Source organism: Microbulbifer maximicatervae (SeqCode), from assembly GCF_052467385.1.
Window position 1 is genome coordinate 2,228,688 of sequence record NZ_CP174311.1, and the last position, 17,444, is coordinate 2,246,131.

Here is a 17,444-nt window from a genome sequence, read left to right on the forward strand (position 1 = left end):
AAATGATTTGATATATCATTATATATCTGTTTGCAAAAATCCATGCTGCAAATGAGGTGCAAGATGAATGCTTTCACTACGAAATTGAAACTAGCGGTTGAAGTGGAGCAGCTGCGCTTCGCCTATCGTACAGGTCCTTCGGTTTTAGAGGTCCCTTATTGGTCAGTACCTGTCGGTGAGCAGGTATTTTTACGTGGCCGCTCCGGTAGTGGTAAATCAACACTGCTGAACCTCCTGGCCGGTATTCTGTCGACAAAAGTTGGAAGCCTTAAGGTTCTGGGTCAACCACTGGGTACACTGAGTGAGCGCAAGCGGGATCGCTTCAGGGCGAGACATATTGGCGTTGTATTTCAGCGCTTTAACCTAATTCCCTATTTGAGTGTGGAGGACAATATTCGTGTCGCTACCCACTTTTCTGGTTTCCGTGGCGATTTTCGCGGCAGGGTTAATGAGCTGCTAACGGGACTCTGTTTAGGAGAGGAAATTTTACCCAAGAAAGTGGCCAGCTTGAGTGTCGGACAGCAACAGAGGGTGGCAATCGTGCGGGCATTGATCAATGAACCGCAGTTATTGCTGGTTGATGAGCCTACATCTGCTTTGGACCCTGAAGCGAGAGATGCTTTTGTCCAGTTGTTGATGACTGCATGTCAGCAAAAGAAATGCACTCTGATCTTTGTCAGCCACGATAGCTCTTTGGAACGACACTTCCCTCTGGTTATGGATATGCGCGAAATAAATATTGCCTGGAAACTTAGGCCCGAGTGGGACACTGCACCGGAGGCTTTAGCCGATGTTTTTTAAACTTGCTTGGCAAAGCCTGATGCAGCGTAAGGGTAGTGTGTCACTGGCCGTATTGTCTGTAGCAATCAGTTTGATTCTAATGTTGGGGATCGAGCAGTTGCGAAGCCATACTAAAAACAGCTTTAGTCGAACTGTGTCAGGGGTAGACCTTATTGTTGGGGCGCCTACGGGACAATTGAATCTCTTGTTATACAGCGTATTCCATATTGGGAATGCCAGCAATCATATTTCATGGGATAGCTACCAGGAACTTACTCACTTACCCCAGGTACGTTGGGCGATACCCCTATTCCTGGGGGATTCGCACCAAGGTTACAGGGTGGTGGGAACCTCAACGGGATTTCTCGATCACTATCGGTATGGGAATAAGAGGCCATTGGAGCTATCAACCGGCCAGAATTTTATCGATACTTTTAGTGTCATATTGGGGGCGGAGGTCGCTCGGGAACTCAACTACCAACTTGATGACACTCTCACATTGGCGCACGGTTTGGTTGGAACGCGCTTCACAGAGCATGGTGAAAACCCCTTTATCGTTAGTGGCATACTCAAGCCTACTGGTACACCAGTAGATCGAGCACTCTATGTAAGCTTGGCGGGACTGGAAGCCGTTCATGGTGCTGATGCGGAGCACGATGATCTGGTGCCTAATAACATTACTGCCTTCTTACTCGGGCTTAATTCCCCTATAGCTACATTTCAGGTACAGAGAAAAATAAACGAATATTCGAAGGAGCCGCTGCTGGCAATATTGCCGGGCATTGCACTATCGGAGCTTTGGCAGATATCCGGTGGTATAGAAAAGGTATTATTTTTTGTCTCAGCTATGGTGGTTTTGGCTGCATTACTTGGCTTATGTATCTTACTACTTTCCACGATGCGCGAGCGCAGACTGGAGATAGCACTACTGAGAACTGTAGGTTCTGGCCCTTTGTTTTTATTCCTATTGATCCAGACTGAGGCATTTTTGGTTTTACTTTTAGGTGCGACAATTGCTGTTTCTGGATTGATAATGGGAGGCTGGCTGGTTGAGCCAATTCTGACAGATAAATTTGGAATCTATTTGGACGGCGTTGTTATAGGCGAACATACGATTGTGCTTTTAGCTTTAGTACTGGTAAGCACATTAATTGTGGCTGCTATTCCCGCTATAAGTGCATGCCGCCAGTCTTTGGGGGATAGTGATCTTCTGCATTGACTAGAAGATGAGGCGGAGCCAAATTCAGAGTAAGACTTTCTCTAGATTTTGATGTCAGAGGTAACCGAATATCTTTTATTTTATGGGCGATATTAGCTTTGTAATTTCTATATATATTTGCTTTGTTGCCTTTCCACACCATTCGTGATCCTATTTCCAGGCTGCGAGCTTTTCCTGTCACTGGGACTATTTATATCCCGTGGCTTGTAGCAGCCTACAAACACTATCTAATAATTTTTCATGACAAGGAAATAGTTTTGAATAGGATAATACTAACAATCTTAATGTTGCTGGGTAGCCTCAATATATTTGCTTCAACCCCAGATATTGAGCAGGCCAGAGATTCCTTAGAGATTGTGAAAGAATTAACCCCCTGGCCTTGGGAAGAGCCGGTAACTCCAATTATTGAAGAGTATCTGGCAGCTGATTTTGATCAATATTCGGGAATGGCAAAATCCCACTACATGGTTGAAGAATTACTGATGCACAAGTGGGGGCAGTCAATCACAGAATTTATTGTATTAGCTGAGCTTCTATACACGTTTCAGCCAGAAGATTACCAGAAGCAATATAGGCCGGAATTTGATGCCGCTATTGCCGACCTGAATCTATTCAGGTTGGCGATTAATGAGTTACTGCTTCCCCATGTGCCCGGTTATAAACTGAAACAGCAAATTTTGACTAAGCGCTTTGATGGCGAGGGTATGGTAATTGCTGTCTTTGATTTGTTTGATCCGACACGCTTACAAGAGCAGCGCGAACAGTATCCCAATATTGAAGCGGAAGTTGCCTTTGGTGATCCCATCACTTTCCTTCATGGTAACACCGTAATTGATATCATTTTGGATATTGCTCCGAAGGCGACTATTGTACCCGTTAGTGCCGAGAGCAAAACTTATAATGATGCAATGGCCTATATGCGGTATCGAGATGACATTAGTGTGATCAATATGAGCCGTGCATTTCATATCACCAATGACCAACTCGACCCAGAGTTTGCAGAGCATCTTTCCGCTATTTTACAAAGTAAGATTTTTACCAAGTCACTGGGGAATACAGGTACAGATCTTGAGCATAACAACACCGATGTCAGAGAGCGCTTGGAGCTACCACCACTCGGCAGCTTCTTTACCTATGACCTGGATTTAATCAGGGCATTCCTTGCTCAGAATGAAGGGCAGGCCGGTGCTGAGAATTTGTTTTTTGCAATCAACCTCCAGCCATTCTCAAATGAGATCTCACTTACGGCGACGGTTCCGGGTTACAACCCCTTGGCTATTAAGCAGAGCTTTGCTATTGCCGGCGATGCAGTATATTCAGCTTCCAGTCAAAACTTTGAGTCTGGTAGCTCTTTTGCCGCTCCTCAACTAGCGGCTGTCAGCCTATTGCTCCTTGAAATGGCAGACTACTACGGCCTTAGCAGGGTAGAAGCTGCTCAACTAGTGAGCAAGTCATTGAAAGATAATGCTCGCCGCAGTTGGCTAGGTGATCACAACACCGGGCTTGGGTTCGTTGACGCCCACCGGGCTATGAGCGCTATTCTGAGAGCGAATAGCAAATAAGCTTGATTTAGTCATCGAGTTGAATGAGAGTGCGCTGGCAGGTTGAATATTTGCAGCCTGCCAGTTACCTGTATAGATGGTACTGTGGGTAAAGGAAGTGAATAGGAATAGGAGTGAATATTGAACATACTTTCCGCTCATATGGGGTCCTCATTCAATGAATTATCTCCACTGTTGCAATTTGCACACACTGGGATGAAGAGGTATGAGGGTTCTGTTGTCGTCAAACGAGGTGGGGTTATTGCGAATACTATTTGTTCAATATTTAGATTCCCGAAGGCGAGTTCAAGTTCGCAGTTAGTTGTTGATTGTGGACACTTTTCCGATCGGATGGATTGGGTGAGAGATTTCGATGGGTTCAAGATGAGCTCATCATTTTATTCAGAAAAAAATTATCTGGTGGAAAGGCTCGGCCCTTTGGAAATGCAGTTTACCGCTCATAATGTCAACGGAGCACTTGAATATCAGTTTTCGAAAACGAAGCTATTAGGTATAGCTTTGCCAAAATTTCTTTGGCCCAAAGTCAAGGCTTATGAAACAGAGAGTGAAGGGCAGTATCAGTTCAGTGTCAGTGTGCACATGTTTTTAGTGGGGTTCATTTTATCATATGCTGGCGATCTGAAAATTACGGAGCCCGCTTGATTTAAAATGCCATTAGGGAAGAGCGATCTCAGTAACAAGCTCTTCCCCAACAACAATACATGATTTACTTACCTGGTATTAGAGGCTTCCGCTAGTCCCTTCAGGAGTTTCTGACTATCTGTATAAGCGCCAAAGACACCTCCCTGCATAGTAATCATCTTGAGAGCCGACTCATGGTTGCCGATGTCGGTAGCCCCAGTGCAGTCTGATAGAAGCAGGCACTCGAATCCTCGATCATTTGCTTCCCTCATGGTGGTGTGTACGCATACGTCGGTTGTAACGCCCACGAGAATCAAGTTATCGATCCCTTTAAGCTTGAGTATTAGCCCGAAGTCTGTAGAAAAGAAGGTACCTTTGCCTGGCTTATCAATAATGACCTCACCAGCTTTGGGCGCTAGTTCAGGGATCACGTCCCAACCAGGTTCCCCTCTGACTAAAATACGTCCACATGGTCCCGGGTCGCCGATACCCGCAGCAATTTGTCGTGAGCGCCAGCGTTTGTTTGGAGGGAGGTCAGAAAGGTCGGGGCGATGCCCCTCCCGGGTGTACATAATGTGATAGTTTTCTGCCCGCATCGCATTCAATACTTGCTGGATGGGTTCGATGGGCTTGCGCATTGCCTCCAGATCATATCCCATCTTGTCGACATAGCCGCCGGGGCTGCAAAAGTCCACCTGCATGTCAATAACCACGAGAGTGGTGTTTTCTGGCCTGAGATCCCCATTATATGGCCACTTGTATGGGGTGGCCTCGACAGGGCCATTTTTGTCCGATGAATCTGAAGTGCTCATTGTCAAGGCCTCTACTTATTGATAGAGAAAGTGATTGCCAATGGATAATAGCGTTGATTGAGAGCTTGATTGATTGGTAAGACTTTATTGGGCGCACAATTCTTGCTTAGGTGAGGTATGACCGAATCCACATAAGTAATGAATGCTCATCTGGTAGTGGGTTTAGGCGTATCTCTCCTATATCTTTTGTTCATGAAAGGCCAAAACATTGCGACATATATTTTGTGTATTCGTTTCTCTTCAACTATTTGATCAAATTTAAAAGGCCGCCTTTATTCGTATATCTAGCATATGAAATTTCGAGTGCGATTTTATTTTGCGCTAAATATCTACAAACAAGATCACGGTTGGATAGTTGAAGCTTACTTCTATATTTCGGTTCAAAGAGTTCGTTCCACTGATATGTGGAAGTGAAACGTCACACTTTTTTTATTGAAAAATTATCTATATTATCCTGCGGGTCATTTTGAGTGAATTTTAGTGGGGCTTATTTGGTACTCCCTTCTGGTTTAGAAATATAGGGATTAAAGAATATCCGCTTATGTATTCATCTTTGAAGTTAAGGAGCCTCTGAGTAACTACGTAATACCTCTGCGGGTCTTGAAGGTTGCAGATGTTAGGCGCAGCTCGCCGCGAATGGCCGTAGCCCTTTGCAAGAGCTGCAACGCAGCATATGCGGCCTTCAAGGCCCGCCCTTCGGGGCTTGCAGAGCGATTCACACTCCGCGTTGCGACTTCTTGAAAGGTCTAGACATTCCTGCGAAGCCGCGCCTTGATTGTGAACCGCTCTGCATGCCAGAGGCATCACGGAGTTACTCAGAGGCTCCTTAAGAACCGTTTTTGGATGTAAGTAGTTAAAGGAAAGTTTGTGGAAAATCTTAAGAAGGGAATTTTCGCTGGTGTTGCATTACTGATTATTCCTATCGCCATGGGGACTGTTTTCACGGTTGACGAGGGGCACGTAGGAATTGTAAAGCGATTTGGTAAGGCAATCTCACAGGTTGATCCTGGAATTCATACGAAAGTCCCATTTATGGATAATGTGGTCGAAATCGAAGTGAGAACTCGGAAAAATGTTGAGACGATGAATGCCGCCACCGCAGAACAAATGCCGTTAAAAGCAGTGACTGCGGTGAACTGGACCGTAACTCGCAGTGCAGCCATTGATTTGTATAAGCAATATGGCGGATTGGAACAATTTGAACAGCGGATTCTCGATCCCAGGCTGAGAAGCGCCAGTAAAGCTGGTCTGGCTGAATTCAAGGCAGAGCAGATTATCCAGAACCGGAATGCAGCAATTCGACGGATTGAGGAGCTCTTGGAGGAGGAAACCAAGGGGTTGCCTATGGAATTGGGAGATGTACAGATTGAGAGCATCAGCTTGCCTCCCAAGTACATCCAATCTATTGAAACCAAGCAGACAGAGTTGAACCTGGCGGCTGCCGAAAAGCACAAATTGGAACGTCAAAAGCTGGAAGCGCAACGTGAGGTTAATACTGCTAATGCGCGCCGTGATGCCACCAAAGCTAAAGCAGATGGTGAAGCCCATAAGATTCGTGTAGAGGCCGAGGCGGAAGCTTTTGCGATTCTGGAGAAAGGGGAAGCGGAAGCCGCAGCGATTAAAGCAAAAGCTGATGCGATTGCCAGAAACCATACCTTGGTTGAATATATCCGCGCGCAGCAATGGAATGGTCAAATGCCTTCAACGATTATGGGTGGCGATCAGCCAATTTTATGGGATATGGGGAATAACTCAGACCGCAGAAATTAAGATGGCCCAAAGCTAGAGTTTTGCTCGCTTTTTACACAAAAGGTTTGGCGTTTATCAATAGGAAACGCCAAGCCTAGTTTGTTCAGTTGGCAGTATTTCCTAAATTCTAAATGATGGTACAGTTATTACTTAATAAGGACTGTTTGTTGGTCTCTTAGTTACTTGACTTGCCAAGTAACTCCTCCCAATATCCGAAAGGTACTTTTCGGTGTGCTAATTACCCAGTTTATCCGGATTAAATTTATTGATGTTCCTCGGGTATCACGCACTCTAAATCAAGGAGATTCCGGTTGAAACACTTTATATGGTTTATCACTGCTGCAATATTGGTTTTTGGTGTCAGCAACTCGGTGATTGCAAAAGATGGGGGCTCATGTAGCGAGTTATGTACTTTTGTGCTCAAGAATAGTCGGACCTCAGAATATACGGTAATTAATAGGGAGAGGGCAGCCAAGCAGTTCACACCATTCTCTACTTTTAAGGTTCCCAATACCCTTATTGCACTTGACTTGGGTTTAGTTGAGAACCTGTTACAAGAGCTAACCTATAATCATGACAAATACCCGGCTAAAGGGTGGTGGCCTACAATCTGGTCAGAAAGACCTTTGACAATTCGCGAAGCATTTCAAAATTCAGCGGTTCCGATCTATCAGCAATTAGCAACGGAGATTGGCGCTAAGAGAATGAATCAGTATTTGGCAGGTTTTAATTATGGTAATCGGGATGCTTCGTCTGGTATTGATACCTTCTGGCTCAATGAGAGTATCAAAATATCCGCGTTGGAGCAGGTAGACTTCCTGGAACGTTTATTTACTGGTCAATTACCTGTATCGCAGTCAGCTATAGATAAAATTAAAGAAGTGATGCTGGTAGAGGAGACTGATACCTATAAGTTATATGCAAAAACAGGAGGAGGGCCAATAGCTAAAAATAAGGCTTTAGGCTGGTATATTGGAATTGTAGAGTCCAATAACAATATTCATTATTTTGCGATTAACATAGATGGCAGCAGTTTTCGGGAAGTACAAAAGAAAAGAATTGAAATTGCCAGAAAGAAACTATCTGAGTTGGGGGTTATTTAGGCTCTTTATAGCAAAGCTGTGGTACGTCTGTTTTGCAATGGTTAGGGCTTTTTGATTGATTGTTGTGAGTCAATCGGCATAATGGCGATCAAATTCACTTTCATATGGGGCTTCCTATGGGAACTCAAGCTGTAAAAGTTATATTTGCTTTATTCATCAGCACCTTTTGCTCATTATGCCTGGCTGCCGATAAAGCAGACAATTTGGATAAGCTTCTGCTTGTATCGGGTTTCACCAAGCAGGTTGAGGGGTTTCCTGAGCTAGTAAAATCTGGATTTGCGGAAGGCGTACAGCAAGGTGCACCAATTCCTCAGGATAAACTGCAAAAGATTCTTGAAAGTGCAGATAATACAATTTTACCGTCCATCATTATGGAAGAAGTGCGCTCGTCACTGAGTACTTCTCTGACCGATAAAGATGTTGAGGTCTTATTGGCTTGGTATGAGTCAGATATCGGTAAGAAAATTACTAAGGCTGAAGAGGAAGGAAGCTCTGAAGAGGCATTCCAGAATTTGATGGCTAATGCACAGCAGTTGATGGCTGACACAAAGCGCGTTGAAATGGCAACTCGTATTGATCAGCTTGTTGGTGCTACCGATATAGCGATGGAGATGCAGGTCTCTACGGGTATTGCTGTCTATTCCGCAGTGATGGCAGTGATGGCTCCCGGCCAAGAGATCAATCTAGATGCTTATAAGGCACAAATGGAGGCAATGAAGCCCCAGATGCGTCAAAATGTTGAGCAATTTGTAACTCTCTCTTTCGTGCAAACTTATCAAGGATTCGACGATGCAAGCCTAGCGAAATATGAGGAGTTCTTGAGCCAACCAGAAGCTAAAAAATTCAACTCCTCTTCAATGGCAGGGCTAAATAAAGCTCTAACACAAGTAATCGGCCGTTGGTCCGGTGATATGGCCTCTATACTTAAGAGTGAAGCGAACTGATTGTGGGGTAGGGAGCTCCTGAATATCTTTGTGCTTTCTAATTAGATATTTAGGGGTTCCTCGGCCTACAGCCTGCTTCCATATTAGCCGTAAAGGAAGCAGGCTGGTATGATCAGCATGTTTTAACTATTTCTCTCTATACTCTAAGGTGAGTTTCATAAGCTCGTCAGTTATTTGATAAAATAGCTTGTCAATTCAGATCATTATATTCTCTTGTACTTCGACAGTCCTGTTAGCCGGGATACGATAATATTCAATAGCACTGCTTGAATTCCTTACCATTGCAGCAAAGATCCGCTCTCGCCAATTTGCCATTTTGCTATAGCCACCTTTAACAGGAAATATATTGTATCGGCAGGTAAAGAAAGAAGACTTACTTGGATCTATATCCAAAAGGTGCATTTTGTTGAGTTTATTTATGGCCCCTTCGACATCTGGGCGTTCCATATATCCATAACGTAAGATTAGCCTGAAGCATCCCTCTCTGATCTTACTAATGATTGCTCGATTCTTTGGTAGTACTTTTGGTGTATTGGCCGACGTAACGGTTAGGAAAAGGTTCTTTTCATGAAGGACACTATTATGTTTCAAATTGTATATCAGGGCATGAGGGACAAAGAGTTGATTGGTTCCCACAAATATTGCTGTTCCAGGTACACGCAATGGGGGGTTATCAAAAAGTGAGTTTAAATAGGGCTCTAATTTATAATTCTTACCCTGCAAGTAACAATTTATTGCTTTTTTTCCATCTCTCCAAGTAATCATCAGCATCGCAATAAAGGCGGCTAAACTAATAGAGAACCACCCCCCGTGGCCAATCTTTGCCAGGTTTGAAGTGACAAAGGCAAAATCAATAAAGGCAAAGAATGAACCAGCGGCCAGGCAAATTATCAGGTTGTATTTGAGGTAGTGGCGATACACGATTGCTGCAATGAAGGAGGTAATCAACATTGCACCACTCACTGATACGCCATAAGCACTGGCCAGGTGGACTGAGCTTCCAAAGAGAATTGCCACCAGTATTACCGCTGTCATTAATAGGTAATTGACACCGGGCATATACACTTGCCCCGCGAGTGCTGATGACGTGTGGCGGATGGCGAAACGGGGCATCAGGCCAAGTTGGATCCCCTGTTTTGTCAGGGAGAAGGTCCCCGAGATACAGGCCTGTGAAGCAATGCAGGTTGCTACAGTTGCAAGAATAATCATTGGGTAGAGCGACCAGTCCGGGTACATCCGGTAAAAGGGGTTGTCTACCGCAGAGGTGTCACTAATAAGTAGAGCGCCCTGTCCCATATAGTTCAGCACCAGGGCGGGGAACACCAAACCTATCCAGGCAATTCTTATAGGCATACGTCCAAAATGCCCCATGTCGGTATATAGAGCCTCTCCTCCGGTAAACACCAGTAATACTGCACCTAATATCCAGAATGAAGCCATGCCATGGTTAGTGAGGAAGCTCAAAGCATGTAGGGGATTGAGGGAATGGAGGATTACAGGGTTCTGGAGCACCCAGTAAAGGCCCGCGAGTAGTAAAACTAAGAACCAGATGGCGGTAATCGGGCCGAACAGTTTCCCCACGGTTTCGGTGCCGAAGCGCTGTACAAAAAACAATCCAAAGAGTATGCCGATAGAAATTGGCAGGATAAACGGTTTTAGAGTTTTGTTGACTATCTCCAGTCCTTCGACTGCGGAGAGAACGGAGATGGCTGGTGTGATAACGGCATCACCAAAAAATAGTGCCGCCCCACAGATCCCGCCGCCGATAATAAGCTTTCTTAATAATTCTCGCCCTTTTGTCGCTTCCAGGGCCAGTGTCATCAGCGCCATGATCCCACCTTCCCCTCGGTTGTCCAGGCGCATTACCAATATGACGTACTTAATAGTGACAATGAGGGTAAGTGCCCAGAAGACAGCAGAGACCCCACCAATAATGGTCTCGGTGTTATGGGGAATTCCAAACCGGGGGTGGAAAATCAGTTTAAAGGCGTAGAGTGGGCTGGTGCCGATATCACCAAATACAACCCCGAGAGCGGCAAGTGAGAGAACCCAGTGTTTTCTTGCGCCTTCTGAGCGAGATTCCATTTGCAACTCTTATCATCCAGTGTCATACAAAGGCAGTGATTTAATACTTATCAGGGAGTTTGCTGTCATCACTTGGATGGTGGGTATCAGCGCGCAAGAAATTAATTTTCCCTGAGACTGATCTTAGCAATACATTGCTAAGGCACCATGTGAGCTACTGTGCAGGGTGCAAACTTATGAGCCGATAAAGTGAGATGTAAGAGAGGTATCCGCGTAATTGAGCAATCGTGTCAGGCAGTTATAAAAACAGCTCTTTTGGCGGGGATCTTATTGTTAGTAAGGCGGGACTACAGGAGCCTCCCCAATGAAAGCATCGGACCTTTTTATTCGTGCCCTAGAGAAAGAGGGCGTTGAGTATATCTTCGCGATTCCTGGTGAGGAAAACCTGGATATGCTGGAATCTTTGCGGGGCTCAAAGATAAAACTAATTGTCACGCGCCATGAACAGGGTGCCGGTTTTATGGCTGCTACCTATGGTCGGCTTACGGGCAAACCAGGTGTCTGCATGTCTACTTTGGGGCCGGGGGCCACGAACCTTGTGACAGCTGCAGCCTATGCCCAGCTCGGTGGAATGCCGATGGTGATGGTCACAGGTCAAAAACCTATCAAAAGTTCTAAGCAAGGCCAGTTCCAGATTATTGATATTGTTGACATGATGCGTCCACTCACCAAGTTCACCAAGACCATTGTGGGTGGCGACTATGTGCCAGCTCATGTCCGTGAAGCCTTTCGGCAATCGGAAGAGGAGCGGCCGGGGGCAACCCACTTGGAATTTCCTGAAGATATTGCCCGTGAACACTCCACCATGCCGGTCTTGGAGCCCAGCTATAACCGCAGGCCAATTGCCGAAGAGAAGGCAGTGCGCAAAGCTGCAGAAGCGATTGAGGCATCCCGTAAACCTCTGCTGTTGGTGGGAGCAGGCGCAAACCGTAAATTAACCGCCAAAATGTTGCGCAAGTTTGTCGACAAATTGGGTATTCCGGTGGTCACAACTCAGATGGGCAAGGGAGTAATTGATGAATCGGGCCCGCATTTTATTGGCAACACCGCGCTATCGGATGGGGATTTTGTTCACCGGGCCATTGAGCAGGCCGACCTGATTATCAATGTGGGTCATGATGTTGTAGAAAAACCGCCTTTCTTTATGCGTCCCGGTGGCCCGGAAGTTGTACATATCAACTTCAATTCAGCGCAGGTGGACCCGGTCTACTTTCCGCAGATAGAGGTGGTTGGCGATATTGCCAACAGCTTGTGGCAGCTGGACCAGCACTTGGAACCCCAGGATCACTGGAGCTTTACCGATGCGCACCGTATCCGTGCCGCGCTTCAAAAGCACATCCAGGAGGGCTCAAATACCACCACTTTCCCAATTCGTCCGCAACGACTGGTAAAGGATCTCCGCGAAGTAATGCCGGAGAAGGGCATTATTGCGCTTGATAATGGCATGTTCAAAATATGGTTCGCGCGGAATTATCCTGCTTTAGCCCCGAATACCGTGCTGCTCGACAACGCACTGGCAACGATGGGGGCTGGCTTGCCTTCGGCAATGGCTGCCAAGTTGGTATGCCCAGACCGCCGTGTGGTTGCAATTTGTGGGGATGGGGGCTTTATGATGAATTCCCAGGAGATTGAAACGGCGGTTCGTTTAAAACTTGACCTCATCGTACTTATTTTACGCGATGATGCCTACGGTATGATCAAGTGGAAGCAGGCCATGATGGAGTTTGATAACTTTGGTCTGGATTTTGGTAACCCTGATTTTGTCGACTATGCAAAATCCTATGGTGCTCATGGCCACAGAATAACGGCCACGGATGAGTTTAAGCCGATGATAGAAAAATGCTGTAGGGCGGGTGGGGTCCATCTCGTGGATGTGCCAGTGGATTACAGTCACAACGACCGTATCCTGAACCATGAAATTAGGGAGTTATCGAGTAAGTTGTAGGCGCTAGCCGGCTCGGGTAAGGTGGTTGTAACAGGGCGGGCGGCTTTCTTTTAAACAAGCTCCTCGGGCCCGAGTACTTTAAAGTAGGGGCCAATATCCAGCCTTATGGAGGACATGGCAATCTTGATCATTTCTCTGCGATCTTCAAGTATGTCCTCCTTAGCTATTCCATGTAGAACCATATAATCTTCATATTTCCCGGTAATAAAGTCCTCTTTCCGTATACCTTCGTAAGCTCTACATAAAACTCCATGAAGGTTCTCTATGAATTGGCGGCGGCTCTGCATTGCTTGTCGGGGCCCATGTTCGACTTCGAGTTCATGAGCATGTTCGTAGTTGATATTAACCAAGCAGAAATTTGTTTTGTTCTCTTTCCATGCTCTTGCCGCCTGGTTGAGTTCTACGATCAGGGTGAAGGGTAGGTCAGCGAACATAGGGTTATGGTCAGTAAAATCGAGAAATGCATAGCCAGCTCTTAGGTAGCTACTGGCGCGTTCCGTAATGTCGTAGCTGTGAATATCCCCGGTGCGTATGGATTCGCTGTCGGTATCTTTCTGGCAGTTGAGGCACAAAAAACCTATCTCCACTTCTGAGCTGGCATGGCCGCAAGCATTGCAAATAAGCAGTGTGCCGGGTTTGTCGTAGTCACTGCCGAAGTGTAAAAGCTCCTTTCGACATTTGGGGCAAATCAGGTCTTCACCCTCCCTGAAGTCAGCTTCACGACCCAAATAAGCGCAGCTGAAATGGTGAAGATAGAAGTCTTCGGTAAGGTTAGAGGATCTGCATACCGCGCACTCTTCACGGACATTAAACTGAGAACCCCCACAGCCGTTACAGATATGGCGTCGATCGAAAAACTTGCCCTGTAGAAATCCTGATTCGATCAGTTTTTCACATTCCGTCACAACCGTCGGGCTATCGAGGATAATATTAAAATCAACAGTAGCTTTGGAGTTGGGGCTATAGTGCGGCGAGAGACTTACGCCAGATACAAATAATCGCGCTAGTATTTTGTCGCTATCTTTCTGAGTGGTGTGGAAATCCAGGTGGACTTGCGCGCGCCGATAGTGAAAGTCGTCAATAACCTGGCTCACAACGGGCATATCCTGCGCACTAAGCTTTGAGCAATCCAGATCTGCCTTTTCGCCGACTGTTCCAGTGAGATCAATAACCGGGAGTAGATACAAGCCACCACGCATATGCCATATATGCGTCAGGTCATCTACTGATGCTGGCTCCTCAATCAAAATAGCGTCTTTGGATTCACCGGTATGCGATGTCACCTTAGAGTCGCCGGGCCAGCGAAAAAAGCTATATTCGTCACTTAAAAAGGAGATGCTGATTCCTCCACACCTATATAACAGCTGGCGTTTGAAAGATTAACTGAGTGTTTTAGCTTATTTCATGCCAGTTATACGTAACTGTGTAACCTGTGGCGTATATGGCGTCCCTTTTACTGAATAGATTGTTGAGTATTTAAGAAAAGATAGGTGAAAAATTGGCAATAGGCAGGGATAGGTGCCCTACGTCCCTGGCAGGAATTAGGAATAACTGTATGACATAAAAGGTAGTCGTCATCTGGGGGGAGTTAATTAATAAATTTATCAATAATGACATCAATCCAGTCAATCTTTAGGGTTATGGTAACTTTCTCGTTCACCGGAAATTTTGATGGGTCAAGTAAGACTATTTTCGCTAACTGATTACGCGATGTGGGCTTGAATGTATTTTGGAACTCCTGGGGTAGTGCTGCTGAGAGGGGGATCATTTCTACTAGTACCCCTTTGTCTTTAAAGCGTCCACCAGTAACCAATACCTCCATTCCAGGCTTGATCACGAATTGATATTGATTGGGTAGATAGGCTAGGACATAGGCTTCCCCGGTGTAGATAGACATAAGGGGCTCCCCAGCATCATAAACATTGCCGACATGGGGGACTGAAGCCCCAACTAGACCAGAAGTGGGGCTTTGAATAATACCGTTATTGTAATGCTCCTCCAGTTTTCTTAGCGCTTGTTCGGAGCGATAAATTGCCTCATCAACAGATCTACGTTTTCCTTCCAGGGTGGCGCTTTCAACTTGTAATTTTACCAGGGTTTCACTGGCCTCGAAGTTATCTTTCAATACATCTTGGTAACCGACTTCGCTGACTACTCCTTTATTTGCAAGTTTATTGATTCTATCTACGATTCGGCCAATTTGTACTTTACGCTCCTTGGCGGGAGTGAGTAGTTTTTTAGCAGTCTCTGCCAATAAAGTGAATTCAGCAGAAATCTGTATTAGGTTAGCTTGGCGGGTGGAGAGATCGGCGATTCGCTCCAGTAGCTCCATTGATTCAATCCTTAAGAGTAGTTCGCCCTCTTTAACAGCTTGTCCTTCATCTACGGCAACCTCTACTACTTTTACTAGATAGCCCATTTCAATAACGCTTTGATCGCGTAGTACTAACCCATCGCTTCGCAGTAAAAACCAGTCACCCCATATATAGCGAATAACGCCAATACCAAATAAAATTAACAAAGCCAGATATATTCGTCGGCTGGCAGATCCTCGGGTTTTTCGCTGCTCGCTTTCGAAGCTATCTGGGCGTAGTCGTTTTCGCAGAGCCTTCATTCAAGCTACTCACGAACACGGTGTACTTTTAAAGGGGCGAAAGAATCTTTATAGGATGTTCTAAAGATCCATTCCTGAACATAAGCATACAGTCTTACGACTCGCATAAAGTTTACATAAAAGATGCTATAGGCAGGAATATAGGGCCAAAGGGGAAGTGACTTGACTTTTGGGGTTGCGTAAGAAGCTAAAGCAAAGGTAATTGTATCGAGTGCAATTAATACAACCTGGGCTCCCGCTAAAATAAACCAGGCATTGTCGCCATAGCGCACAAATATCCAGACTAAATAGATTGGTAAAGCTATTGCGGCAATAACATTGAAAACCAGGAATTCATATTGGTGAAAAAACTCTTTTAGCTGCATTCCTTGGCGGAACGGATTAATAAAATGCAGGTACTTGCGGTAGCGAAGACGAATCGCATCCCGTTCCCACCTAAAGCGCTGGCGCATTAGAACTGTGATGCTGGTGGGAACATCGGTATAACAAATCGCCTCAGGTGCAAATTCCACTTTCCAACCGTAATCCCGCAAACGAAAGGTGATATCTAAGTCTTCTCCTCCGCCGGCATCAAAGCCGCCAATTTGATTCATTGCGGATACCCTAAAAGCACTGAAGGCACCGGAGGCACAACACATTTGGTCGAGCATCGCTAGGGAGTGTCGCCCCAAGCAAATACTGATTACATATTCAATGGCCTGGAAGGAGCTGAGTATATTTTCTGTGGAGTTTCGGACAATTACATTACCTGAAACCACGCCAACCCTGGGATCTGCAAAGCCTTGCATCACGTATTTCATAGCGTGGCGATCGAAGGTGCAATCGCAATCAATTGAGGCTATAAAGTCGCCTGTTGAAAATCTCTGTCCTAAATTAAGGGCTGAGGCCTTGCCTCCACGCAGTTCTGTTGCATGAGCGCCATCCAAGCGGCCCTTGTTTTGCAGGTAATGAATATCGTCTCGGGTTTTATCTGTGGAGCCATCGCTGATTGCGATGACTTCATAGGGGATATAGCTCTGTTCCTGTAAGCGCTCGCCACACTTTTCAATAGAGTTTTCTTCGTTGTGACCGGCGATGACTGCAGTGAGTCTGCCCAAGGATTCAATGTCCTCCTCGTACTCTGGTTTTGTGGCGAAAAAGAATACCGAGGTAAAAAACGACATTAAATATCTAGGGAATTCCAATACCACCACGATCCAAAACATCGTAAAGAGGGTGGCGTAGCTCTGAGTGGCAAAGAAAGTAATTCCATCATCGATCATTTCCCACATTTAGGTCTGCTCCTGAATAGGCGAATACAGACCCCGGCTATTGCTGTTACCTATCTGTGATATGGTAGTGATCTTATTTGGAGAACAGCGAGTGTCTTGCGGCACTTCGCTTGGGTGGACTAGGGGGCGAGCATGGAAGGTTGATCTTACGCTTAGCTTCCATTCACTGGTAAGGGCTATCAGCTCACTGCTTGTATAGGCTAAGCCCAATTTTGATACCCCCTGACTTTGGCCCTTTATGCTATAGAGCCTGTAAAAGAGACCTTGGCTCAACCAGAGGGGCAGCCATAAGTCTCCCTAGAAGGAAATGCTATCTCTGAGACTGTCAGTATAGTCCACGGTGGTTTGAGGTGTCGGGCAATGCAGAGCCCCAGAGCCAGCAGAGGCTCTGGGTTGATTTATTCGCTGCTAATAGGAAGGGGGGAATTCGGAGGCGGCGGTTCAGCCTTTATCGAACCTCAAGGTCCAGATTGTATTGAGCAACCACGCGACCTATGTAGCCCAGTTTTAGAAACGTCGCACTAATCACCATAAAGATATGTCCGGCGACCTGCGTGGGAATTGAAAACAGGTGAGACAGGGGATAGCAAATAACAATCGTCAGAATAAGCAGGGGAACTGACAGAAGCAGCGTAAAGTTACCGGCTTTTAGTAGTAGCTTGAAACGCTCACGCAGTAAGGGGTTTTCCGTATTCAGCATATCGGCCTCAGGTTCAAACGGCGTCAATCTATCTTTAGC

14 protein-coding genes are annotated in these 17,444 nt (G+C 45.8%); 8 read left to right on the plus strand and 6 right to left on the minus strand.

The annotated features are described in order from the left end of the window. Nucleotides 1-63 precede the first annotated feature (63 nt). The 4 genes from ACJJIR_RS09545 (at nucleotide 64) to ACJJIR_RS09560 (ending at nucleotide 4,203) form a co-directional block, all read left to right on the plus strand. The gene (locus ACJJIR_RS09545; RefSeq protein WP_444908153.1) at nucleotides 64-801 is read left to right on the plus strand and encodes an ABC transporter ATP-binding protein; all 738 of its coding nucleotides are present in this window, start codon (nucleotides 64-66) and stop codon (nucleotides 799-801) included. Further along, nucleotides 791-1,999 (plus strand): ABC transporter permease, encoded by a 1,209-nt coding sequence (locus ACJJIR_RS09550; RefSeq protein ID WP_444908154.1) that lies wholly within the window; start codon nucleotides 791-793, stop codon nucleotides 1,997-1,999. Before ACJJIR_RS09545 ends, ACJJIR_RS09550 begins: the two co-directional genes overlap by 11 nt. A 257-nt stretch (nucleotides 2,000-2,256) precedes the next feature. Next, nucleotides 2,257-3,561, plus strand: a complete 1,305-nt coding sequence (locus ACJJIR_RS09555) for a S8/S53 family peptidase (RefSeq protein WP_444908155.1) — start codon at nucleotides 2,257-2,259, stop codon at nucleotides 3,559-3,561. Nucleotides 3,562-3,681: 120 nt separating this feature from the next. Next, nucleotides 3,682-4,203: a DUF4166 domain-containing protein gene (locus ACJJIR_RS09560; protein ID WP_444908156.1), complete on the plus strand. Its 522-nt coding sequence runs from the start codon at nucleotides 3,682-3,684 to the stop codon at nucleotides 4,201-4,203. Between the two features lie 68 nt (nucleotides 4,204-4,271). On the opposite strand, the gene biuH is transcribed toward ACJJIR_RS09560, so the two are convergent. Next, the gene (gene biuH / locus ACJJIR_RS09565) at nucleotides 4,272-4,994 is read right to left on the minus strand and encodes a biuret amidohydrolase (protein ID WP_444908157.1); all 723 of its coding nucleotides are present in this window, start codon (nucleotides 4,992-4,994) and stop codon (nucleotides 4,272-4,274) included. Between the two features lie 867 nt (nucleotides 4,995-5,861). Between biuH and ACJJIR_RS09570 the strand changes: the two genes are divergently transcribed. From ACJJIR_RS09570 to ACJJIR_RS09580, 3 genes are all read left to right on the plus strand, one after another. Further along, complete coding sequence (locus tag ACJJIR_RS09570) at nucleotides 5,862-6,764, plus strand: prohibitin family protein (RefSeq protein ID WP_444897472.1); 903 nt, start codon at nucleotides 5,862-5,864, stop codon at nucleotides 6,762-6,764. Between the two features lie 290 nt (nucleotides 6,765-7,054). Further along, nucleotides 7,055-7,846 carry a penicillin-binding transpeptidase domain-containing protein gene (locus tag ACJJIR_RS09575; protein WP_444908158.1) on the plus strand — a complete coding sequence of 264 codons (792 nt, stop codon included), beginning with the start codon at nucleotides 7,055-7,057 and terminating at the stop codon, nucleotides 7,844-7,846. A 116-nt stretch (nucleotides 7,847-7,962) separates the two neighbouring features. Continuing rightward, nucleotides 7,963-8,790: a DUF2059 domain-containing protein gene (locus ACJJIR_RS09580; RefSeq protein ID WP_444908159.1), complete on the plus strand. Its 828-nt coding sequence runs from the start codon at nucleotides 7,963-7,965 to the stop codon at nucleotides 8,788-8,790. Between the two features lie 195 nt (nucleotides 8,791-8,985). Here ACJJIR_RS09580 and ACJJIR_RS09585 read toward each other — a convergent pair whose 3' ends face one another. Further along, nucleotides 8,986-10,875, minus strand: coding sequence for a potassium transporter Kup (locus ACJJIR_RS09585; protein ID WP_444908160.1), 1,890 nt, complete (start codon nucleotides 10,873-10,875; stop codon nucleotides 8,986-8,988). 304 nt (nucleotides 10,876-11,179) lie between these two features. Between ACJJIR_RS09585 and ACJJIR_RS09590 the strand changes: the two genes are divergently transcribed. Further along, a complete protein-coding gene (locus tag ACJJIR_RS09590; RefSeq protein WP_413662143.1) occupies nucleotides 11,180-12,820 on the plus strand; it encodes an acetolactate synthase large subunit in 1,641 nt (546 codons plus the stop codon). A 50-nt stretch (nucleotides 12,821-12,870) separates the two neighbouring features. On the opposite strand, the gene ACJJIR_RS09595 is transcribed toward ACJJIR_RS09590, so the two are convergent. The 4 genes from ACJJIR_RS09595 to ACJJIR_RS09610 form a co-directional block, all read right to left on the minus strand. Continuing rightward, nucleotides 12,871-14,103 (minus strand): TackOD1 domain-containing metal-binding protein, encoded by a 1,233-nt coding sequence (locus tag ACJJIR_RS09595; RefSeq protein ID WP_444908161.1) that lies wholly within the window; start codon nucleotides 14,101-14,103, stop codon nucleotides 12,871-12,873. Nucleotides 14,104-14,408: 305 nt separating this feature from the next. Continuing rightward, entirely contained in the window at nucleotides 14,409-15,434 is a 1,026-nt protein-coding gene (locus tag ACJJIR_RS09600) for an HlyD family secretion protein (RefSeq protein ID WP_444908162.1), read from the minus strand. Nucleotides 15,435-15,439: 5 nt separating this feature from the next. After that, nucleotides 15,440-16,705 (minus strand): glycosyltransferase family 2 protein, encoded by a 1,266-nt coding sequence (locus ACJJIR_RS09605; protein ID WP_444908163.1) that lies wholly within the window; start codon nucleotides 16,703-16,705, stop codon nucleotides 15,440-15,442. 448 nt (nucleotides 16,706-17,153) lie between these two features. Then, nucleotides 17,154-17,405, minus strand: a complete 252-nt coding sequence (locus ACJJIR_RS09610; RefSeq protein WP_444908164.1) for a hypothetical protein — start codon at nucleotides 17,403-17,405, stop codon at nucleotides 17,154-17,156. Nucleotides 17,406-17,444 lie beyond the last annotated feature (39 nt).

Excerpts from the sequence above, each read along its gene's own strand:
- ACJJIR_RS09545 (WP_444908153.1), top strand. The coding sequence starts at position 64 with ATGAATGCTTTCACTACGAAATTGAAACTAGCGGTTGAAGTGGAGCAG.
- ACJJIR_RS09550 (WP_444908154.1), top strand. The coding sequence starts at position 791 with ATGTTTTTTAAACTTGCTTGGCAAAGCCTGATGCAGCGTAAGGGTAGT.
- biuH (WP_444908157.1), bottom strand. The coding sequence starts at position 4,994 with ATGAGCACTTCAGATTCATCGGACAAAAATGGCCCTGTCGAGGCCACC.
- ACJJIR_RS09580 (WP_444908159.1), top strand. The coding sequence starts at position 7,963 with ATGGGAACTCAAGCTGTAAAAGTTATATTTGCTTTATTCATCAGCACC.
- ACJJIR_RS09585 (WP_444908160.1), bottom strand. The coding sequence starts at position 10,875 with ATGGAATCTCGCTCAGAAGGCGCAAGAAAACACTGGGTTCTCTCACTT.
- ACJJIR_RS09590 (WP_413662143.1), top strand. The coding sequence starts at position 11,180 with ATGAAAGCATCGGACCTTTTTATTCGTGCCCTAGAGAAAGAGGGCGTT.
- ACJJIR_RS09600 (WP_444908162.1), bottom strand. The coding sequence starts at position 15,434 with ATGAAGGCTCTGCGAAAACGACTACGCCCAGATAGCTTCGAAAGCGAG.
- ACJJIR_RS09605 (WP_444908163.1), bottom strand. The coding sequence starts at position 16,705 with ATGTGGGAAATGATCGATGATGGAATTACTTTCTTTGCCACTCAGAGC.
- ACJJIR_RS09610 (WP_444908164.1), bottom strand. The coding sequence starts at position 17,405 with ATGCTGAATACGGAAAACCCCTTACTGCGTGAGCGTTTCAAGCTACTA.